This is a genomic window from Agrobacterium larrymoorei (assembly GCF_030819275.1).
In the GTDB taxonomy this organism is placed as follows: Bacteria; Pseudomonadota; Alphaproteobacteria; order Rhizobiales; family Rhizobiaceae; genus Agrobacterium; species Agrobacterium larrymoorei_B.
Window position 1 is genome coordinate 1,302,926 of the sequence record NZ_JAUTBL010000002.1, and the last position, 19,497, is coordinate 1,322,422.

A 19,497-nucleotide genomic window follows, 5' to 3' on the forward strand; every position below is an offset into this window, starting at 1 on the left:
AGTCCTCATGGCCGGTGGCTTAGTTCACTCTCATTTCGAGAGGGGATCATATTATGCCGATTGAAAACTGGCTGGCCTTCGTTGCCGCATCCGCCATTATGCTCGCCATTCCCGGACCAACGATCTTGCTGGTCATTTCCTACGCGCTTGGTCACGGTCGCAAGGCAAGCAGCGCCACTGTTGCCGGCGTGGCCCTCGGCGACTTCACCGCCATGACGGCGTCCATGCTGGGTCTCGGTGCACTGCTCGCGACCTCCGCCGCTCTCTTCACTGTCTTGAAATGGGTGGGTGCTGCCTATTTGATCTATCTCGGCATCAAGCTTTGGCGTGCCCCAGTCAGCACGTCGGCGCAAGGTGAGGGCGAGGTGACGGGCCGCGAGCGTCCGCTCAAGATCTTCCTCCATACCTACATCGTCACGGCGCTGAACCCGAAGAGCATCATCTTCTTCGTCGCCTTCCTGCCGCAGTTCCTGGTGCCGACCCTGCCGTTTTGGCCGCAGGTGCTTATTTTCGAAGTTACTTTTCTTGTGCTTGCGACTTGCAACGCCGCTCTTTATGGGTTGCTGGCAAGTGCAGCCCGCAACACCATCCGCAAGCCCTCCGTCCAGCGCGTCGTCAACCGCACCGGTGGCGGACTTTTGATCGGTGCCGGGCTGCTCGCGGCAGGCTGGAAGAAGGCGGCCGCTTAAAAGCGTCGCCATTCCGTGCGGCGCTGAGTTTTGGAATATAGCAATGTCAGTGCCGCACATTCTTCTTGCCCTTGTCACCGTTTTTCTCTGGGGCTTCAACTTCGTCGTGATCAAAGTCGGCGTCATGGATATGCCGCCTCTTTTCCTCACAGCCTTGCGCTACCTCTTCGCAGCCGTGCCGCTGATCTTCTTCCTGCCGCGCCCCAAAGTTCCCTGGAAGCATATGGTCGTCTACGGCATGGTGATGGGCTGCGCGCAATTCGGACTCCTCTACACAGCCATCAAATGGGGTCTGCCTGCGGGACTTGCCTCGCTCGTCATGCAGTCGCAGGCGTTTTTCACCATGGCGCTGGCCGTGACGCTGCTGGGTGAAATTCCGCTGAAGTCTCACATTGCCGGGGCAGCCGTTGCTTTTTCCGGCCTTGCGGTGATTGGCCTGGAACGTCTGGAACTGACAGCGCTCGTGCCTCTCCTCATGTGCGTTGGTGCTGCTTTCAGCTGGGCCATCGGCAATATCGTCAATCGCAAGGTCGGACGGGTCAACGCGATCTCCTTTGTCGCCTGGACCAGTCTCGCACCGGTTCTGCCGCTGATCGCGCTTTCGCTGCTGCTCGAAGGCCCGCAGGCGATTGGCGAAGGGTTGGCAAATGCCAACATGATGACGGTGGCGGTCATCGCCTATATGGCCTATGGCGCGACGATCATCGGGGCAGGGATCTGGAGCTTTCTTCTGTTGCGTTATCCGGCGGGAACGGTGGCGCCCTTCTCGCTGCTGGTGCCGATCGTCGGCTTCCTCGGTGCCTATTTTGCTTTTGCCGAACATATCACCACGCTCGAAATCGTTGGTAGCGCGCTCGTCGTTGCCGGTCTTGCATTGAACGTGTTTGGCCGCCGCCTGTCCTTGCGCCGTGCGGCGTCTGGCAACGCGTGAGAGCGATCTGCAATTCCCTGTGCATTGTTGCTATGCAGCGGGGCATTTGCGGAAAACTTTGGTAAAGAGAGTGTTCGCCGCGCGATGACGCGGCGCTTTTGATCATTGCAGTGCAGGGACGGGTCCAACGTGCAGGTCGGTATCGACATGGGAACGCTTTCGGGCGGGCAGAGTGCCAAGCTCGATATTGAAGAGCTGCTCGCCACGCGCTTGCTGGTGCAGGGCAATTCCGGTTCCGGAAAGTCGCATCTGCTTCGCCGTCTGCTGGAGCAATCGGCCCTCTGGGTACAGCAGGTCATCATCGATCCAGAAGGTGATTTCGTCACGCTGGCCGACAAGTTCGGTCACGTGGTGGTGGATGGTGAGCGCACCGAAGCGGAGCTTGCAGGAATAGCCAACCGCATTCGCCAGCATCGTGTCTCCTGCGTCCTCACGCTCGAAGGGCTCGATATCGAGCAGCAGATGCGTGCCGCAGCCGCCTTCCTCAATGGCATGTTCGATGCCGATCGCGAATACTGGTATCCGGTTCTGGTGGTTGTGGATGAGGCGCAGATGTTCGCGCCCTCCGTCGGCGGCGAAGTCACCGAAGATGCCCGCAAGGCGTCGCTCGGCGCGATGACCAACCTCATGTGCCGCGGGCGTAAACGCGGGCTGGCTGGCGTGATTGCCACACAGCGATTGGCAAAACTTGCCAAGAACGTGGCGGCCGAAGCCTCCAACTTCCTCATGGGCCGCACCTTCCTCGATATCGACATGGCGCGCGCCGCCGATCTTCTCGGCATGGATCGCCGTCAGGCGGAAATGTTCCGCGATCTTCAGCGCGGCAATTTTGTTGCCCTTGGACCGGCGCTGTCGCGCCGTCCGCTGCCGATCGTTATCGGCCCGGTGGAAACCTCGGCGCGCTCCTCGTCGCCGAAGCTCATGCCGCTGCCGGACGCGCCGCAGGATGTGGAGGATTTGATCTTTACGCCAGACCCGGAAGAGTTCAATCGTCCTGTTGTCCGTCGCACGCCGCCAGCACCGCGGCCGACGACTGACATTCTCGCCGAACTTTCGCGCTCGACACCAGCGGCCATCGCACCGGCCTCCGAACAACCTTCGCGTTCGAGCCAGCCGGAATTGACGCCGGAAGAGCGCGAGGAAAAGATCACGGCTGTTCTGACCGAAATCCTCGATGACCCGCAATCGGCCTATCGCACCGACGCCGTCCTCTATCAGGACTTTCTCGTTCGCGCCCGCATGCGCCGTATTCCGGGCACGCCCATGGCGCTATCGGAGTTCCGCCGCCAGATCGCGATTACGCGCTCAGGTGTGGATGTGGAGATGGCGGCAAGCGAGAATTGGCAGAAGGCGCTGGAGCTTTCCCGCAGCGTCTCGGATGACCTGCAGGGCGTCTTCCTGCTTCTGGTCAAGGCGGCTCTTGCGGAAGAGCCATGTCCTTCAGATGCGCGGATTGCGCGTGCCTACGGTACCCATTCGGCGCGCCGCGCAAGACGACTGCTCGGCTACTTCGAGGAAAAGGAACTGGTCGTGGTGCACGCGGACTTTTCCGGCAAGCGCATCGTCGCCTTCCCCGACCTTGAAGCCAAGACCGTGCCTGGCGACGCGGATGCTCCCGACGGAGATATGAGTCTGGCTGCTGAATAAAGCCGTCGAAACGCCAAGCTATCAAACAGCCCATAGAAAAAAGGCGGGTCGCCCCGCCTTAAAAGTCTTGGAGACAAAGCCCTTTAGACTTCGTCGATGACCTTCTTGTCATTTCTCGTGGCAAACAGCGAGCCGACAATACCCGTCAAAAGGATCGCAACGGTGATGCCGAGCGAGATGGACGGCGGGATCTTTGCGATGCCCAGCATGTCCGCTAGGAAGATCTTCGAGCCGACGAAGACCAGAACCGCAGCCAGCGCATATTTGAGATATGCGAAGCGGTGGATCAGGGCGGCAAGCGCGAAGTAGAGGGCGCGCAGACCCAGGATCGCGAAGATGTTCGACGTGTAGACGATGAACGGATCGGTGGTGATCGCGAAGATCGCAGGGATCGAGTCGACCGCAAAGATCAGGTCGGCGATTTCGACCATGATGAGCGCCAGGAAGAGCGGCGTCACGAAGGTCTTCAACCGGCCGGTCTTCGGGTCGGGCTGCTTGACGAAGAACCGCTCCTCATGAAGCCTATCGGTGACGGGCAGGCGGGTGCGCAGGAATTTCAGGATAGGGTTCTTGCCGATATCCTGCTCCTCATGATCTGCCGAGAACAGCATCTTGATGCCGGTAAACACTAGGAAGGCGGCGAAGAGATAGAGAACCCAGTGGAAGTTTTCGACGATCGCGGCACCGGCGGCAATCATGATACCGCGCAGCACGATCACCCCGAGAATACCCCAGAGCAGCACGCGGTGCTGGTACTGGCGCGGGATCGAGAAGTAGGAAAAAATCATGGCGATGATGAAGATGTTGTCCATCGCCAGGCTTTTTTCCACCACGAAGCCCGTCACATATTCCATGGCTGGCTGCTGACCGGACTGAAACCAGATCCAGCCGCCGAAGGCCAGGCCGATGGCGATGTAGAAGCCCGACATCATCAGGCTTTCCTTGATGCCGATCTCCTTGGAGTTTTTATGCAGAACGCCAAGATCGAGCGCCAGGAGGCCTAAAACGAGAGTGATGAAAATGCCCCACATCCATGTGGGGGTACCGAGAAAATCCGTAAACAGAAAGTCCATCAGTCAACCTTTGTCCGGACGAGGTTGGCTCAACAGATGGGGGAACGTGATTGAAAAAAGTCGCGCCCCATCCTTGGAGACTCGACATCGCGTATTGTCCGGTAATACGCCAGAGGGGCCCGAGTCCTGATCACCAGGATGAAATGGGAGGCGCCGCGAAGGTTTCAAGAGGGTTGCTGCGTTTTATCGTTGACATTTTTATGAAGCGCCCCTAGAAGCCGCTCCAACGCCGGGTAGCAATGCCCGGTGTGTTTCGTTGACTGCCTTGCAGTAATGAGCTGACGTTCGGCGGTCAACATCACCGACATGTCCCGTGGTTTCTCCATATCGCATGTGAGAAGCCTGTCAGAGGTTCTTCAACAGAACCTCAGAGGAGGGCGTGTTTCCTTAATCCGATCTGACAACAGATCGGTATAAACTGTTGAGAAGGAAATACGATGAGCAAGCGCGAATCGTCCAAGTATAAAATTGACCGCCGCATGGGCGAAAACATCTGGGGTCGTCCGAAGTCCCCGGTTAACCGTCGCGAATACGGCCCAGGCCAGCACGGCCAGCGCCGCAAGGGCAAGATGTCCGACTTCGGCACGCAGCTGCGCGCCAAGCAGAAGCTGAAGGGTTACTACGGCGAAATCCGCGAGAAGCAGTTCCGCGCAACCTACGACGAAGCAAACCGTCGTAAGGGCGACACCTCCGAGAACCTGATCGGTCTGCTCGAGTCACGTCTGGACGCCATCGTCTACCGCGCCAAGTTCGTACCGACCGTTTTCGCGGCTCGCCAGTTCATCAACCATGGCCATGTCACGGTTAACGGCGTTCGCGTCAACATCGGCTCCTACCGCTGCAAGGTTGGCGACGTCATCGAAGTTCGCCAGAAGTCCAAGCAGCTCGCGATCGTTCTCGAAGCTGTTCAGCTCGCAGAGCGCGACGTTCCGGACTACATCGAAGTCGATCACAACAAGATGACCGCGACGTTTGCTCGCGTACCGGCTCTTGCTGACGTGCCTTACGCCGTCATCATGGAACCGCATCTGGTCGTCGAATTCTACTCGCGTTAATCCGCGTTCAAGTTCAGCAAAAAAGCCGGTCCCTGTGGCCGGCTTTTTTGTGCGCATTTTTTGATGAGAAAATTTCAGTCCTTGGCGCGAGGCCAAGGACTTTCACGCTCGGCCGCGCCTTCAGGCCGCAGCGACGCGCTGCGCCAGAAGTCTTTCGACAAGCGCCGCGTCCAGCGTGTCGTAGCGATCGATCGTCACATCCGGTCCAAGCTCCGCCATGGGAACATCGGTGTAGCCGAAGGTCACGCCGATGGAGGGGATCTTGGCATTCTTGGCCGCCAGGATATCGTTGACGCTGTCGCCGACCATCACGCTGCGGGTTACATCGCCACCGGCTTTCTCAATGGTTCCGAGAATGTGGCGCGCGTCCGGCTTGCGCCATTCAAAGGTGTCCCCGCAGGTGATCGTCGCGAAGCGGTCCTTCAGTCCGAGTTTCTCGAGCAGAGGAAGGGCCAGATCGGATGTTTTGTTGGTGCAGACGGCAAGGCTGAAGCCTGCGGCAGCAAGGCGATCCAGAGCGTCGGCGACACCGGGATAAGGTCTGCTCTGACCCGGCATCTCTTCTTTGTAATGCGCTATGAAGCGTTGGTGTAGCGGCTCCACGTCTTCCTGCGGCAACTCCTTGTTCCTCAGTGCAAAGGCGCGTTGGACCATGACACGAACGCCCTGGCCGACGAGATGCGTCAGGTCGTTGAAGGTGACGGGCGCAAGGCCTGCGGCAGCGATCGTGTGGTTCAGGCTGTCGATCAGGTCGGGGGCGGTGTCGATCAGCGTGCCGTCGAGATCGAAAATAACAAGGGGTGAAGTCAAAGAGGAAACCTCGTCTGTCTGTGTCAATATTGCGAGAACCTACAGCATCGGCCCGAAAATCGTAACCGATTTTCGGAAAAGCACGGCATTACGTTGAAGGTCTGCGCAGAGCTTCGGCACTTGTCCTCAGCCGATCTAGTCCTGGGCAAGATCTCCTTTCGAACGAAACCCTTGAATGGTCCATTTCGAAGCAGCAAAAGGGGCTTTCGTTTGGGTTTCTAGACGTGTAAACACACGCAGTCGCAAAGAGCGGGGCCAGTCATCTGGTCCTGTCCGATGCACAACCACCAGGGCATTTTCGTGTGGACATTCACCTCACGGCCCATGAGTAAAGCGGAGTTGCAGGCGCATGGATGCCCGCGAAATGAAGATCAAGGCCGCAGAGGCTGCCCTTGCCCATGTTGAAGACGGTATGCGTCTAGGCATCGGTACAGGCTCCACGGCGGAAGAATTTGTCCGCCTGCTTGCCGAAAAAGTATCGAACGGTTTGAAAGTCCAGGGTGTCCCGACATCGGAACGCACCGCGCGTCTGTGTGTCGAGCTTGGCGTTCCGCTGAAGTCGCTGGATGAACTGCCCGAGCTCGATCTGACGATCGATGGCGCCGACGAGGTCGATCACGGGCTTCGTCTGGTCAAAGGCGGCGGCGGTGCTCTGCTACGCGAAAAGATCGTCGCGGCTGCTTCATCGCGCATGATCGTGATTGCAGATCAGACGAAGGTGGTCGAGACGCTGGGAGCTTTTCCGCTTCCCATCGAAATCAATGCCTTCGGCCAGATCGCAACCCGCATCGCAATCGAGAAACTGGCTTCCAAAATGGGCCTTTCGGGCGAGTTGAAGCTACGTTCTTCCGAGGATGGACCGTTCAAGACCGATGGTGGTCATCTCATTTTCGACGCATCATTTGGCCGTATTCCTGATGCAGAAGCGCTGGCACGTCAGCTGAATACGATTCCAGGGGTCGTCGAGCACGGACTTTTCATTAATTTGGCATCGCTTGCTATCATCGCAGGGCCGGATGGCGCCCGCGTCATGCAGGCGAAAATATAACAGGAGCGAGAGAGTTGATGGGTAAAATAGCGGGACTGGGCAAAGCTGCCGCTGCTTCGATCCTTATTTCCGGCCTCGTGTTCGGCACTGCCGCACGCGCGCAGGAGATTTCTGCAGAGCATATCGCTGCTGCAAAGCAGGCAATCACGGCACTGGGCGTCACCGATCGCTTCGACAACATTCTGCCGGGTCTTGCGGAGCGTCTGAAGTCCGAACTCATTCAGTCGTCGCCAAACGTCGAAGACCAGATCACCGCGACGGTCGATGCCAAGGCATTGGAACTCGCACCACGCCGTGCCGACCTGGAACGCGAAGCGGCCCTGACCTATGCGCGCGCTTTCTCGATCGATGAGCTGAAGGCCATCTCCGGCTTCTACAGCAGCGAAGCCGGCAAAAAGCTTCTCAAGGACGGACCGATTGCGACACGCGAACTGATGAAGGCCGCCGACATCTGGGCAGCTGGCATCAACCGTGATCTCAACGCCTCCAGCATGGCAGAGCTTCAGAAGGTCGCCGGCGCTGATCTCCAGCCCCTTCCTGCGAACGCAGCCAACATTGGCGGCGCTCCGGGAGCGACGGCTGCTCCGGCTGCGGCGCCCGCGCCAAAGCCATGATAGCAGGCTGATCATTCAGTATTTTTCAAAGCCCGGGAGAGATTCCGGGCTTTTCTTTTGCCGGTACGGGCACCTATATGAGCATCAAGACGATGCCTGGGTACTGCGCGTTTCTGATGCGCCGCTTTGCTTAACGGGCTGATTTTCCACGCTGCGACAGTCGATACTGTACGTCTCTCGGCCGATGACAGGGGTTTATGATGACATCCTACGATTATGATCTCTTTGTTATTGGCGGCGGCTCCGGCGGTGTGCGCAGCGCCCGCGTAGCAGCGTCGCTTGGCAAGCGGGTCGGCATCGCCGAGGAATATCGTTACGGCGGCACCTGCGTGATCAGAGGCTGCGTGCCGAAGAAGCTCTTTGTCTACGCGTCGCAATATCCTGAGCACTTCGAAGATGCCAAAGGCTTTGGCTGGAACGTCGGTGATAGCACCTTCGACTGGAAAAAGCTGATCGCCGCTAAGGACAAGGAAATCGAGCGTCTGGAAGGCCTTTACCGCAAGGGCCTGGAAAACGCCAAGGCCGATGTCTTCGATAGCCGTGCAGAGCTTGTCGACGCGCATAGCGTGAAGCTTCTCAGCACCGGACAGACCGTAACGGCAGAGCGTATCGTGATTGCCGTCGGCGGCACGCCGAATGCCCACGTGTCACTGCCGGGCCATGAGCTGACGATCTCGTCCAACGAAGCCTTTCATTTGGAAGAATTGCCCAAGTCGATCCTGATTGCCGGCGGCGGTTACATCGCCGTCGAATTCGCTAATATCTTCCACGGCCTCGGGGTCGAAACGACGCTGATCTATCGCGGCAAGGAAATTCTGAACGGCTTCGATGGCGACATGCGCAAAGGCCTGCATGAGGCGATGGAAGCCAAGGGCATCCGCATCGTCCTTGAAGATGTGATCGAGGACGTGAGCAAGGACGGGGCAGGCGGCTTCATGGCCCGCACCAAAAAGGGCACGTCGATCCATGTCGGCCTCGTCATGTTGGCACTTGGCCGCGATCCGAACACCAAGGGTCTCGGGCTGGAAAAGGCTGGTGTCAAGACCAATGAGAAGGGCGCGATCATCGTCGATGAGTATTCGCGCACCAATGTCCCCCACATCTATGCGCTTGGCGACGTCACCGACCGGGTACAGCTGACCCCTGTCGCCATTCATGAGGCGATGTGCTTCATCGAGACGGAATTCAAGAACAACCCGACCAAACCAGATCACCATCTGATTGCGACGGCGGTCTTTTCTCAGCCCGAAATCGGCACGGTGGGCCTGTCGGAAGAGCAGGCGGCGTCGAAATTCGACGAGGTCGAGGTATACCGTGCGCAGTTCCGCCCGATGAAGGCGACGCTCTCCGGTCGTCAGGAAAAGACCATCATGAAGCTCCTCGTCAACGCCGCCGACCGGAAGGTCGTGGGCGCGCATATCCTCGGTCATGAGGCCGGTGAGATGGCACAACTTCTCGGCATCACGCTGAAGGCCGGTTGCACCAAGGACGACTTCGACGCCACCATGGCGGTCCATCCGACAGCGGCCGAGGAGCTGGTGACAATGTATACGCCAAGCTACCGCATCAAGAACGGGGAAAGAGTATAACCGGGCTTTGACGGTCGACAGGCTCTGCTTGCATGCCTTCGAATTGTCGCTCGTTGCGCTTTAACAATGCCGCGAGCCTGTCGATGGCGCCACGCATCTCCGGCGCATGTCGATCATCGTCGTTGACGGTGATCCACAGGTTGTGAGTGAGTTCTTCGATGACGTCGCCGTCGCGCACCACGCCGGGCAGGGCGTCGCCGATATAGGCGGGCAACACGCCTTTGCCGGCCCCGCTCTGGACCAGGCGCGGCAAAAGGGCTGGCGCATTTGTCCATGTGTGGATCATCTGTTCCCGATTGCGAAAGACCCACATCTCCGCATCCGACGCCGCAACTTCCGTGCCGATTGAAATCCAGGGCGCGGATGCATCCTGGTGAAGTTCCTTCGACCGGTAGACGCAGTAATTGACGGTGATGGACTTGCGCACAGCAAAGTTGCCGTGCTGTGGAGGAGCATCAAAGACCCCGATCATACCACGCCGGTAGGTGAGGTCATCGTCGGGGCCGAAGTGCTTGCAGCATAGCCGAAAGGCGCCGTCTGGTCCTCGAATGGCGCTTGCGTTTTCTGCGATGAAACCCATCAGCCAGATGTTGGAGGAAATCGACACGATGGGTAGCGAGAAGGCGTCGCCGTGCCACTGGCTGATCTCAGCCGCGGTCCGCCGCATGTGTTGCACGCGTTCGAACAGGATCACCCCATCGGGCGCCAGCTTGTAGCCCTGCTGGCTGCGGATGAAGAGCGTGCGTCCCATCGTCCGTTCGAGAAAGAGCATCTTTCGACCAATCGTCGGTGCGCTGATACCGGTCAGGCTTGCCGCGCCTGCCAGACCACCTTCGGTCGCAACGATATGAAAGAGTTTCAGATCGTCCCAGTTCACGTCTGTCATGGCAAGCTCTCCGGCTGATCGGACATTTATAGCCCGATCAATGCCGCTTTGCACCGTTCGCCGCTGAAACGCGCCTTTCATTTCCGCATCTACGCCGCCCGCAACCTCTGCCTTACCTCCTGTCGAGAAAACAGGAGGAAGATCATGTTGCCGGAAACCATGTTTGCGATGGAGAGATTGGCTCGTAACAACGTCGCGGAGCGGAAGAGTGGAGATGATCACCGATGGGAGACATGGCCATCGACACGTCTCGACCATTTCGGCTTGTTTCTCTGGCGGGTTGTGCAGCGGTTGCACAATCGCGATGGGCTGCAAAAACAACGATGTGAACCACAAAGGCTTCAATTCAAGGATAATCCCGAATCCCAGGCGGTTTCCGCAGGTCCAAAAGCGTCGGTAATTGACTAGGCAAGCTCCCTGCAAAGGTTTATAAGCCGCTCAATTTTTAAAGGTGCGGACGCCCGCGCAATTTTTCGGGCGGGGAGACAGGTGAGTAGAATGGCACAGAATTGGACGCCCGGTAGCTGGAGACAGAAGCCCATCCAGCAGGTTCCACAATATCCGGACGCTGCTGCGCTTGCAGCAACGGAAGCCCAGCTTGCAAGCTATCCTCCTCTGGTTTTTGCCGGTGAAGCACGCCGCCTGAAGAAGCAGCTTGCGAGCGTTGCCGAAGGCGAAGCCTTCCTCCTGCAGGGTGGCGATTGCGCCGAAAGCTTCCTGGAGCATGGCGCAGACAATATCCGTGACTTCTTCCGCGCCTTCCTGCAGATGGCCGTTGTCCTGACCTATGGCGCGCAGTTGCCCGTCGTCAAGGTTGGCCGCATTGCAGGCCAGTTCGCCAAGCCGCGCTCGTCCAACATCGAAGCGCAAAATGGCGTAGAACTGCCGTCTTACCGTGGTGACATCATCAACGGTATCGAGTTCAACGAAGCCTCGCGCATTCCCAACCCGGAGCGCCAGCTGGACGCCTACCGTCAGTCGGCTGCAACACTGAACCTGCTTCGCGCTTTCGCCATGGGTGGCTATGCCAATCTGGAGAACGTGCATCAGTGGATGCTCGGCTTCGTCAAGGATTCCCCGCAGGCCGATCGCTACCGCAAGCTTGCCGGTCGTATCTCCGAAACGATGGACTTCATGAAGGCGATCGGCATCAGCGCCGATAACAATCCGAGCCTCCGTGAAACGGATTTCTTCACCAGCCATGAAGCGCTGCTTCTCGGCTATGAAGAAGCATTGACCCGCATCGACTCCACATCGGGCGATTGGTACGCGACCTCCGGCCACATGCTGTGGATCGGTGACCGCACGCGCCAGCTCGACCACGCGCATGTCGAATATTTCCGCGGCATCAAGAACCCGATCGGTTTGAAGTGCGGCCCGTCGCTCCAGCCGGACAATTTGATCCAGCTGATCGACGCGCTGAACCCCGCCAACGAAGCAGGACGCCTGACGCTGATCTGCCGCTTTGGTCATGACAAGGTCGCCGACCATCTGCCGAAGCTGATCCGCGCCGTCGAGAAGGAAGGCCGTAAGGTCATCTGGTCATGCGACCCGATGCACGGCAACACGATCACGCTCAACCACTACAAGACGCGTCCATTCGAGCGCATTCTGTCGGAAGTGGAAAGCTTCTTCCAGATCCACCGCGCCGAAGGCACGCATCCGGGCGGCATCCACATCGAGATGACCGGCAAGGACGTGACGGAATGCACCGGTGGTGCGCGCGCCGTGACAGCAGATTCCCTGTCCGACCGCTACCACACGCACTGCGATCCGCGCCTCAACGCCGACCAGGCTCTGGAGCTGGCGTTCCTCCTGTCCGAGCGGATGAAGAGCGGTCGCGACGAAAAGCGCCTGGCCGTCGCCAACGCTTGAGCGAACTAAGATTTAGAAGTGATGAGGCCGCTGGAGCGATCCGGCGGCTTTCTTGTTTTGAGCAGGGGTCACTGAACCAGCACAGGCTGCATGCAGCGCAGATCCGTCACCCGCACATCCGCTTCGCCGATCTTCACACCCAGGACCAGTAAGGTATTGTAGAGCAGCTCATCAATGGGTTTTGTCGCAGCGCCCAACGTATCGGCAAGCGCTGCCTGGAGAACCGTGGGTGAGCCAATCGTCAGGAACAGCACGTTGATATCGAGATCAAGCTTCCTCAGAAGCGAGGTGACGAGCGAAGTGGTGACATCCTTCGTCGACACCTGCTTGATCCTGCCAAGCTGGATTTCCGATTGATAGAATGTCAGTCGGCTCTTCGTCAGATTGCCGCTGTTGATCTGCGCCATACCGTTGATCTTGACCACGGCAGAATCGACGATCGATGCTTTGGTAACACGCGGTGTGCGGCCGAAATTGTTGAATGCACTGGTGTCGACATTGCCGAGCGAAATCTCAGCAAGACCCGGCACCACATCGATATCGACCGCGCCGTTGCCGGGCGTCATGCACCGGATGTCGGCAAGCCGTGCTTCTGCGTTGGCCACTTCGACATACAGAGGGATGTGAATCTGTAGACCGAGAAGCGCCTTCAACCCAACCACCGACGTATCGATGGCAAGGCGTGTCTGTGCCGTTCGAACGACCGTGCCGGATGCGCCGACGGCCAGTGGGGGCGTGCTGACAGGAGGTTCGCCCACTGCCAGCGTGATCTTGGTTGCCGCAAGCCCAGGAACGGATGCGCCCGCATTGATCGCAATCTGTTGGCTTCCGTTGCCTGCAACCGCTGCCGCTGAGACCAGATCGAAGACACCCGCCGTGACCTTGAGGTTTTCGCTGTTGCCGACCATCGAGTCCAGAAACGGACCGAGGTTGACGATCTTCTCAAGAGGAAGGCTGATACGGCTTTTGTTGGCCGTCCGTTCCAGCGTTTTGACCGCTGCCGTCACAGATGGCGACAGGCCGGTTGTGCGGCCAAGCGCGCTGAGAAACTGACTGACGGTGACATCAGTCGCCAACACTTCCCGATAAGTGCCAGCCTGTAGACCGAGATCGACAGCAAGGACGTCGATGACCTTTAACAGATTGACGTCGGCGCTGACGAGCGCCTGGTAATCCATCAGCTTGAGACTGACAGACGAGCCCAAGAGCCCGCTGAGGAGCGCGTTGAGGATGCCTTCATTGAGTGACGCCAGACGCGATCCCACGGAGAAGGCCGCTATACGCTGTGCTGCCGCCGTTCCAACTGCGGAAACCTTCGGTGGCGTGGTGAAACTCGATGCGAAAAAGAGCGTTCCTCGTTCAACGATATCCACCTTCACCGCATTGAGCGGTGTGGCGTTGGCAACGAACCGCTGACCGACATCGGTAGTTGGATCGGGCACATAGCGGCCCTTGGTGATCTCGGCATAGCCGTCCATGCCAGGTACTTCGCCGTTGATGTCGAGGGGGACTATCCCTGTATCGGTCAACACGCCCTCGGGGATCTTGACGCCGAGCTTTTTGCCGTTGAGCTTGAAGTGCTGCAACACCGCCTGTTCCGGATTGGGAGCGCCGGCAGCAGAAATGGCGGCAAGGTCGGCGGTCTGTTGAAGCTCTCGCCTTTGCAATGTCAGCGCCCCATAATCCACACCGAGGGCCAGAATGCCGGCAAAGAGTGGCGCGGTAAGCCCGGCCATGATGGCGATATTGCCGGATGTGTTTTTCCAAAATCGCGACTGCGGAAATTCTGCTTTTCTCATGTCAGACCCCTCCAATCCGGATTGTCGAGAAACGCTTGATGGTCTTTTCCGGAAGGGCGTAGGAGTAGAGGCTCCAGATCGGCAGCTCAGTGGCATCATACTCGACCGTAACGGTGAACTGATTGCTATTGCTGAGATCGCTGCCGACCGTCACATGGAAATAGCGCTTGTCCATGAAGGCGTAGCTAAGGGCGCTTCTGGACACGAAGTCCCTGGCCAGCGCCTCACGTTCGTTGTTGTTCAGTCCGGCAACTGCGGTTCTGGCGGCATCCGCCGCCACCTGCTGCACGGAATAGGCGGTCATCAGGTAGATGCCGTAAGCGATCATGGTCAGTAGGACCAGCAGAAAGATGGGGGCAATAATCGCAAATTCGACGGCAGATGAGCCTGCACGATTACGAAGCATTCTTGCCATAAGTGCCATGGCATCCTCCGATACGCTTGATGCTTTATATCTTTGGAGATTCTAATGTGGCGAAGTTGTTTTTTTCTTAATGGAAAAGCTTTGGGTTGTGTGTCACTTTGGGATGGTACCAATATACCTTCACAAATGGCGAGATGATAAGTAATACTTATCCGCAATAACTATCGAATATTTTCTAAAGTCTTCAGATCAGCCGCAGGCCTTTGAAGCTCACATGCCCGTCCTTGCCGATGATGATATGATCATGCACGACAATCCCAAGCGGCTTTGCCGTATCAATGATGGTTTTCGTCATATCGATATCGGCCTTGGACGGTGTCGGGTCTCCACTGGGATGATTGTGCACCAGGATAATGGCTGTCGAAGAGAGTTCGAGGGCGCGCCGCACCAGTTCACGCGGATAGACCGGGGTGTGGTCCACGGTGCCATGCCCCTGGACCTCGTCGGCAATCAAAACGTTGCGCTTATCCAGAAACAGGATCCTGAACTGCTCTCGCGTTTCGTAGGCCATGGCAGCATGGCAGTAATCGATGACCGAAGACCACGAACCGAGCACCTGCTTGTTGCGGATTTCGCTTTTCAGCATCCGTTGCGAGACGGAAGCGACGAGTTTCAGATCCAGTGCCACAGCTTCTCCGACGCCACTCACTTCCTGCAGAAGCGATAGCGGCGCGCCGAGGACTCCGCCAAGGGTTCCAAAGCGGGCGATCAGCGCCTTGGCGATAGGCTTGGTATCGCGGCGCGGAATGAGCCTGAAGAGCAAAAGCTCAAGGAGTTCGTAGTCCGCGAGCGCCACGTCGCCGATATCACGATATTTTGCCCGCAATCTTTCCCGGTGACCATGGTAGTGTGGGACCTCTACGCTGTCTTTTGTCTTCGCCTTGGTCGGGTGAGGTAAAGGTGTTATCTCGCCGGGAGCGACGAGGTCTATCGGACTGCCAAACAGGTCGCTCGCCCGGGATGTTTCGCCAAATGCTGATGTTTTTCCGGTGTCGGGCGAGGGACCTTTGGCCATCTGGCGATAACTCTCCTCTTAGAGCGGCGGCAGGCCGGGCCGGTGGAAGCCGCCCGGCGACAGGGTGAAGACCTCGCAGCCCGTCGCGGTGACGCCGACGGCGTGTTCATATTGCGCGGAGAGCGATCTGTCGCGAGTCACCGCCGTCCATCCATCCGAGAGAACCTTCACATGCGGCTTGCCGAGGTTGATCATCGGCTCGATGGTGAAGATCATGCCCTCACGGATTTCCGGACCATCGCTTTCCTTGCCGTAATGCAGAATGTTCGGCGTATCATGGAAAAGACGCCCGACGCCGTGGCCGCAGAAATCCGTCACGACGGAGCAGCGCTCCGATTCCGCGTAAGCCTGGATCGCGGCACCGATGGCGCCGGTTCGCACGCCGGGTTTTACCGCAGCGATGCCGCGCATCAGGCACTCATAGGTGACTTCGAGCAGGCGCTCGGCAGACCGCTTGATCTGTCCAACCGGATACATGCGGCTCGAATCGCCATACCAGCCGTCCAGGAGATAGGTCACGTCGATATTGACGATATCGCCTTCACGAAGCGGCTTGTCGTCAGGAATGCCGTGGCAAACAACATGGTTGATCGAGGTGCAGACGGATTTGGTATAGCCGCGATAATTGAGCGTCGCGGGCAGGGCACCATGATCGGCTCCGAATTCGAAGACGAAGCGATCGATTGCGTTGGTCGTGATTCCTGGCTTGACCATGTCGGCGAGCGCATCGAGGCAGCGCGCCGTTAGCTGACTTGCCTTGCGCATGCCCTCAAAATCTTCGGAGTTATAGAGTCGGATAACGCCCGTATTCTTCATGGGGGCCGATGCCGCATCGATATAGGTGACCATACTATCGCTTTCTGTCTTACTTTCACCTGCGTTCATAAATCAGCAGGGTGCCAGTCGTCTATTGCAACCATCCGGTTCGCGACAATTTCCGTCGGCGAAACCTCGCAACGGATGGCATAGGCTTCTACGCCACGCTTCATCGCGCGCTGAAACGCAACGGCGTAGACCGGATCAAGATCGGAGCAGATGCGCATCCGATGGCAATCGGCGCGCTGGATCAGATAGAGCATGACAGCGCGATAACCGGCTTCTGACGCGTCGCCGAGTTCTTCGAGGTGTTTGGCGCCCCGCTTCGTCGCCGTGTCCGGAAACTCTGCAAGTCCGGCCTCGCGCATGAAATGCACGTTCTTGACCTCGACATAGGCATCCGGTCTTCCAGACGCCGAAAGCAGGAAATCGATGCGGGAATTGACGCCATATCGCTGCTCGCGCTTCAAGACATTGTAGCCACGTAGCGAGGGAATCCTATCCGAAAGAATAGCCTCCTCTGCCAGCCGGTTCGGCATTCCTGTGTTGATGCCAACGATCGTTCCATCCGCCTCGACCATTTCCAGCATGTGGCGATATTTACGCGTCGGACTGTCATGCTCGGAAAGCCAAATGCGCGAACCCGGCGTCGTCAGCCCACGCATAGAACCCGTATTGGGGCATGATCCGGTGATCGCTGTTCCGTTGTCCAGAACGGCATCGAAAAGGAAGCGTTTATAACGAGAGACGAGCGTGGCGGGCACGAGGGGAGAATCAAAGCGCATGGCGCGAGTGTCTTCGCATCGCCCTGGTCATTCAAGAACATAGGTGCCTGGCGCGTCGCAAAGCGGAGTGAGCCTGCCATCTCCCGGAATGCGCGCCCAGACCTTTTCTCCGCTCTGTGCCTCAAGCCAGTTCTGCCAATGCGGCCACCAGGATCCGGTATGAACGCTGCTTTGCTGCTGCCATTCTTCAAAATCACCGACGGGTGACGTTCCGGTCCAGTATTGATATTTGCCAGCATCGGGCGGGTTGACCACGCCTGCAATATGGCCCGAACCACCCAGCACGAACTCGACCGACCCACCGAACGGCTTTGCGCCCTCGAAGACTGATTTCGCCGGAGCTATGTGGTCGTCGCGCGTGGCAAGATCATAGATCGGGATGGTGACATCCTTTAGGTTCAGTACCTTGCCATCCGCCACCATCCGTCCTTCGGCCAGATTGTTTTCCAGATAGCAATTGCGCAGATAGAAGGAATGCACGGCGGCTGCGACGCGGGTGGAATCAGAGTTCCAATAGAGGAGGTCAAAGGGAGGCGGCTGGGTGCCGCGCAGATAGTTGTCGACCATATAGGGCCAGATCAGATCGGATGCGCGAAGCATGTTGAAGACGCTCGCCATGATCGCGCCATCGAGGTAACCGACCGCCTTCATATGGGCATCGAGCGCAGCAAGCTGTGGCTCGTCAATGAAGATCTTCAGATCGCCCGCATGGGTAAAGTCGGTCTGCGCCGCAAGCAGCGTGGCACTGCGGATGCGATGATCGTTCTTCTGTGCATGCAGGGCGAGGGTGGCAGCCAGAAGCGTGCCGCCGATGCAGTAGCCCACCGCATTGGCCTCCTGTTCTCCCGTCGCCTCTTCAATCGTGGCAAGCGCAAAGTCGATGCCCTCCTGAATGTAGTCGTCCCATCCTTTTTCTGCGTGACGTACATCCGGATTGACCCAGGAGATCATGAAGACGCTGTGGCCTTGGTCGACGCACCACTTGACGAAGGATTTCCGGGCGTTGAGATCGAGAATGTAAAATTTATTGATCCATGGCGGGATGATAAGAAGAGGGCGCTTGAACACCTTTTCCGTCGAGGGGGCATACTGGATGATCTCGCAAAGATCGCTTCGCGCAATCACCTTACCTGGAGAAACGGCGATGTTCTGGCCGATTACGAACTGGTTATAGTCGGTCTGGCGAAGCCTTAAATGCCCCTTACCAGCCGCCATATCTTCCGCCAACTGGGCCATTCCTTTGACGAGGTTGGCTCCACTCGTGGCAACCGTTTCGCGAAACACCTGGGGATTGGTGAAGGCAAAGTTGGCTGGAGACATCGCCTCAGTCACCTGCCGCATATAGAAGCGTGCCTTTTCCCGGGTCCGCTCGTCCAGCCCGTCAGCCTCTGTCACCATTTTCTCCGCCCAGTCGGCGGTAGCGAAATAGACCTTCTGCAGAAAGTCGAAAAACGGGTTTGCCTGCCAGTCGTTGTCGGCGAAGCGTTTATGGCCGCTTTTGGCTCCGGCCTGTGGTTTTTTCTCTCCAGCTTTCCCTTGCTGTTCGGATAGTCGCAGGAGCGATTCTTGCCAGATATCGAAGTAGTTCGACAAAAGGTGGGTCTGCGCCTCGACGGAGCGCTGCGGCTCGGCCATCCAATATTCCGCCACATCGGACAGCGTCTGGAAGACATCGCTCATCGGGCTCGTGCTGGTGCGCGGAATCTCGCCGCGCTCTCTGGGTGCCAGCCACTCTGAAGCAGCCTTGCCGAGATTTTCCACAGCTCTGGCGATGTTCATGGCGAAGGCCTGCGGATCGCGAAGAATATAGGCATCGGCAGATTTGGGATCGAAACTGAACCCTTTGTCCTCAGGATCGTTGGGTCCGCCTCCAATGCCGGCCATACGTTCTCCTCCGCGGCGATTTTTGTATTTGCACATTCTGTACGAAAACGAATACAAGTTCCAGCAACACGGACGCTGGCAAATTGCGTTCGACAAGCGACAGATAGCTTACAGGTGGGGCAGGATAATGGGCAAGCATTCGGGAAGCGTAAAAACAGCATCTGTGCTGTTGGTTTGCGGCTTGGTCCTTCCTCTGGCTGCCTGCACCACGCCGAAGCCTATTGTCAATCCGGCTCATATGGAGCGGCCCAAGGCGCAGATCGTCGGTCCGCAGCCGGTCAGCAGTGGCCCGTTGCAGAAGCGCGACACCGGTAATTTCCCGACCTTCGCCAAGCCTATGACGGCTGCCATGCCGCAGATGGAAGAGAACGAAGCCTCGACCATGGAGCAGAACCTGACCGCACTCGGCGCTGCCCGCCGCCGCGGCCAGATCACTGAGGCGGAGTATAAGCGTCGCGTTGCGGAGCTTCGCGCGCTCGCAGAGCAACAGCAGCCGACGTCAACGCCCGCTGCCTCACAGTAAGCGAACGAAACCGACATTCATCGTCACATCTGCA

18 protein-coding genes and 1 pseudogene are annotated in these 19,497 nt (G+C 58.1%); 10 read left to right on the forward strand and 9 right to left on the reverse strand.

Translation table 11 applies throughout. The features are described from left to right. Nucleotides 1-53 precede the first annotated feature (53 nt). The 3 genes from QE408_RS14955 (at nucleotide 54) to QE408_RS14965 (ending at nucleotide 3,267) form a co-directional block, all read left to right on the forward strand. Nucleotides 54-689: a LysE family translocator gene (locus QE408_RS14955; RefSeq protein WP_306932457.1), complete on the forward strand. Its 636-nt coding sequence runs from the start codon at nucleotides 54-56 to the stop codon at nucleotides 687-689. A gap of 43 nt (nucleotides 690-732) precedes the next feature. Beyond that, the gene (locus QE408_RS14960; protein WP_306932459.1) at nucleotides 733-1,620 is read left to right on the forward strand and encodes an EamA family transporter; all 888 of its coding nucleotides are present in this window, start codon (nucleotides 733-735) and stop codon (nucleotides 1,618-1,620) included. 129 nt (nucleotides 1,621-1,749) lie between these two features. Next, nucleotides 1,750-3,267: an ATP-binding protein gene (locus QE408_RS14965; protein WP_306932461.1), complete on the forward strand. Its 1,518-nt coding sequence runs from the start codon at nucleotides 1,750-1,752 to the stop codon at nucleotides 3,265-3,267. A gap of 83 nt (nucleotides 3,268-3,350) precedes the next feature. On the opposite strand, the gene QE408_RS14970 is transcribed toward QE408_RS14965, so the two are convergent. Further along, nucleotides 3,351-4,340: a TerC family protein gene (locus QE408_RS14970; RefSeq protein WP_306932463.1), complete on the reverse strand. Its 990-nt coding sequence runs from the start codon at nucleotides 4,338-4,340 to the stop codon at nucleotides 3,351-3,353. Nucleotides 4,341-4,777: 437 nt separating this feature from the next. Here QE408_RS14970 and rpsD point away from each other — a divergent pair, with 437 nt between their 5' ends. Beyond that, complete coding sequence (gene rpsD, locus QE408_RS14975) at nucleotides 4,778-5,395, forward strand: 30S ribosomal protein S4 (RefSeq protein WP_062425433.1); 618 nt, start codon at nucleotides 4,778-4,780, stop codon at nucleotides 5,393-5,395. 120 nt (nucleotides 5,396-5,515) lie between these two features. On the opposite strand, the gene gph is transcribed toward rpsD, so the two are convergent. Next, the gene (gene gph / locus QE408_RS14980; protein ID WP_306932468.1) at nucleotides 5,516-6,205 is read right to left on the reverse strand and encodes a phosphoglycolate phosphatase; all 690 of its coding nucleotides are present in this window, start codon (nucleotides 6,203-6,205) and stop codon (nucleotides 5,516-5,518) included. Nucleotides 6,206-6,554: 349 nt separating this feature from the next. Here gph and rpiA point away from each other — a divergent pair, with 349 nt between their 5' ends. The 3 genes from rpiA to gor all read left to right on the forward strand — a co-directional run bounded on the left by rpiA (nucleotide 6,555) and on the right by gor (nucleotide 9,456). Further along, nucleotides 6,555-7,253 (forward strand): ribose-5-phosphate isomerase RpiA, encoded by a 699-nt coding sequence (gene rpiA / locus QE408_RS14985; RefSeq protein WP_306932471.1) that lies wholly within the window; start codon nucleotides 6,555-6,557, stop codon nucleotides 7,251-7,253. Between the two features lie 17 nt (nucleotides 7,254-7,270). Beyond that, nucleotides 7,271-7,867, forward strand: coding sequence for a DUF2059 domain-containing protein (locus QE408_RS14990; protein ID WP_306932473.1), 597 nt, complete (start codon nucleotides 7,271-7,273; stop codon nucleotides 7,865-7,867). Between the two features lie 200 nt (nucleotides 7,868-8,067). Further along, nucleotides 8,068-9,456, forward strand: a complete 1,389-nt coding sequence (gor, locus tag QE408_RS14995) for a glutathione-disulfide reductase (RefSeq protein ID WP_306932474.1) — start codon at nucleotides 8,068-8,070, stop codon at nucleotides 9,454-9,456. Here the strand turns inward: gor and QE408_RS15000 are convergent. Further along, entirely contained in the window at nucleotides 9,434-10,342 is a 909-nt protein-coding gene (locus tag QE408_RS15000; protein ID WP_306932476.1) for a LysR family transcriptional regulator, read from the reverse strand. The two genes, gor and QE408_RS15000, sit on opposite strands and share 23 nt — an antisense overlap. 144 nt (nucleotides 10,343-10,486) lie before the next feature. Between QE408_RS15000 and QE408_RS15005 the strand changes: the two genes are divergently transcribed. Both QE408_RS15005 and QE408_RS15010 read left to right on the forward strand, forming a co-directional pair. Next, nucleotides 10,487-10,750, forward strand: coding sequence for a hypothetical protein (locus QE408_RS15005; RefSeq protein WP_306932477.1), 264 nt, complete (start codon nucleotides 10,487-10,489; stop codon nucleotides 10,748-10,750). A gap of 90 nt (nucleotides 10,751-10,840) precedes the next feature. Then, the gene (locus tag QE408_RS15010; RefSeq protein ID WP_130979659.1) at nucleotides 10,841-12,217 is read left to right on the forward strand and encodes a class II 3-deoxy-7-phosphoheptulonate synthase; all 1,377 of its coding nucleotides are present in this window, start codon (nucleotides 10,841-10,843) and stop codon (nucleotides 12,215-12,217) included. 68 nt (nucleotides 12,218-12,285) lie between these two features. Here QE408_RS15010 and QE408_RS15015 read toward each other — a convergent pair whose 3' ends face one another. From QE408_RS15015 to QE408_RS15040, 6 genes and pseudogenes are all read right to left on the reverse strand, one after another. After that, nucleotides 12,286-14,016, reverse strand: coding sequence for a TadG family pilus assembly protein (locus tag QE408_RS15015; protein WP_306932479.1), 1,731 nt, complete (start codon nucleotides 14,014-14,016; stop codon nucleotides 12,286-12,288). A 1-nt stretch (nucleotide 14,017) separates the two neighbouring features. Next, nucleotides 14,018-14,440: a TadE/TadG family type IV pilus assembly protein gene (locus QE408_RS15020; protein ID WP_130979657.1), complete on the reverse strand. Its 423-nt coding sequence runs from the start codon at nucleotides 14,438-14,440 to the stop codon at nucleotides 14,018-14,020. A gap of 184 nt (nucleotides 14,441-14,624) precedes the next feature. Continuing rightward, nucleotides 14,625-15,293: pseudogene (gene radC / locus QE408_RS15025) on the reverse strand (RadC family protein); the annotation flags it as partial. Nucleotides 15,294-15,473: 180 nt separating this feature from the next. Further along, on the reverse strand, nucleotides 15,474-16,304 hold the full coding sequence (gene map, locus QE408_RS15030; protein WP_130979656.1) for a type I methionyl aminopeptidase: 831 nt from the start codon (nucleotides 16,302-16,304) through the stop codon (nucleotides 15,474-15,476). A gap of 32 nt (nucleotides 16,305-16,336) precedes the next feature. Further along, the gene (gene sfsA / locus QE408_RS15035) at nucleotides 16,337-17,056 is read right to left on the reverse strand and encodes a DNA/RNA nuclease SfsA (RefSeq protein WP_130979655.1); all 720 of its coding nucleotides are present in this window, start codon (nucleotides 17,054-17,056) and stop codon (nucleotides 16,337-16,339) included. Nucleotides 17,057-17,083: 27 nt separating this feature from the next. Beyond that, nucleotides 17,084-18,940 (reverse strand): PHA/PHB synthase family protein, encoded by a 1,857-nt coding sequence (locus QE408_RS15040; protein ID WP_130979654.1) that lies wholly within the window; start codon nucleotides 18,938-18,940, stop codon nucleotides 17,084-17,086. Nucleotides 18,941-19,121: 181 nt separating this feature from the next. On the opposite strand from QE408_RS15040, the gene QE408_RS15045 reads away from it, so the two are divergent. Beyond that, a complete protein-coding gene (locus tag QE408_RS15045) occupies nucleotides 19,122-19,463 on the forward strand; it encodes a hypothetical protein (RefSeq protein ID WP_245495350.1) in 342 nt (113 codons plus the stop codon). The last annotated feature ends 34 nt before the right edge of the window (nucleotides 19,464-19,497 follow it).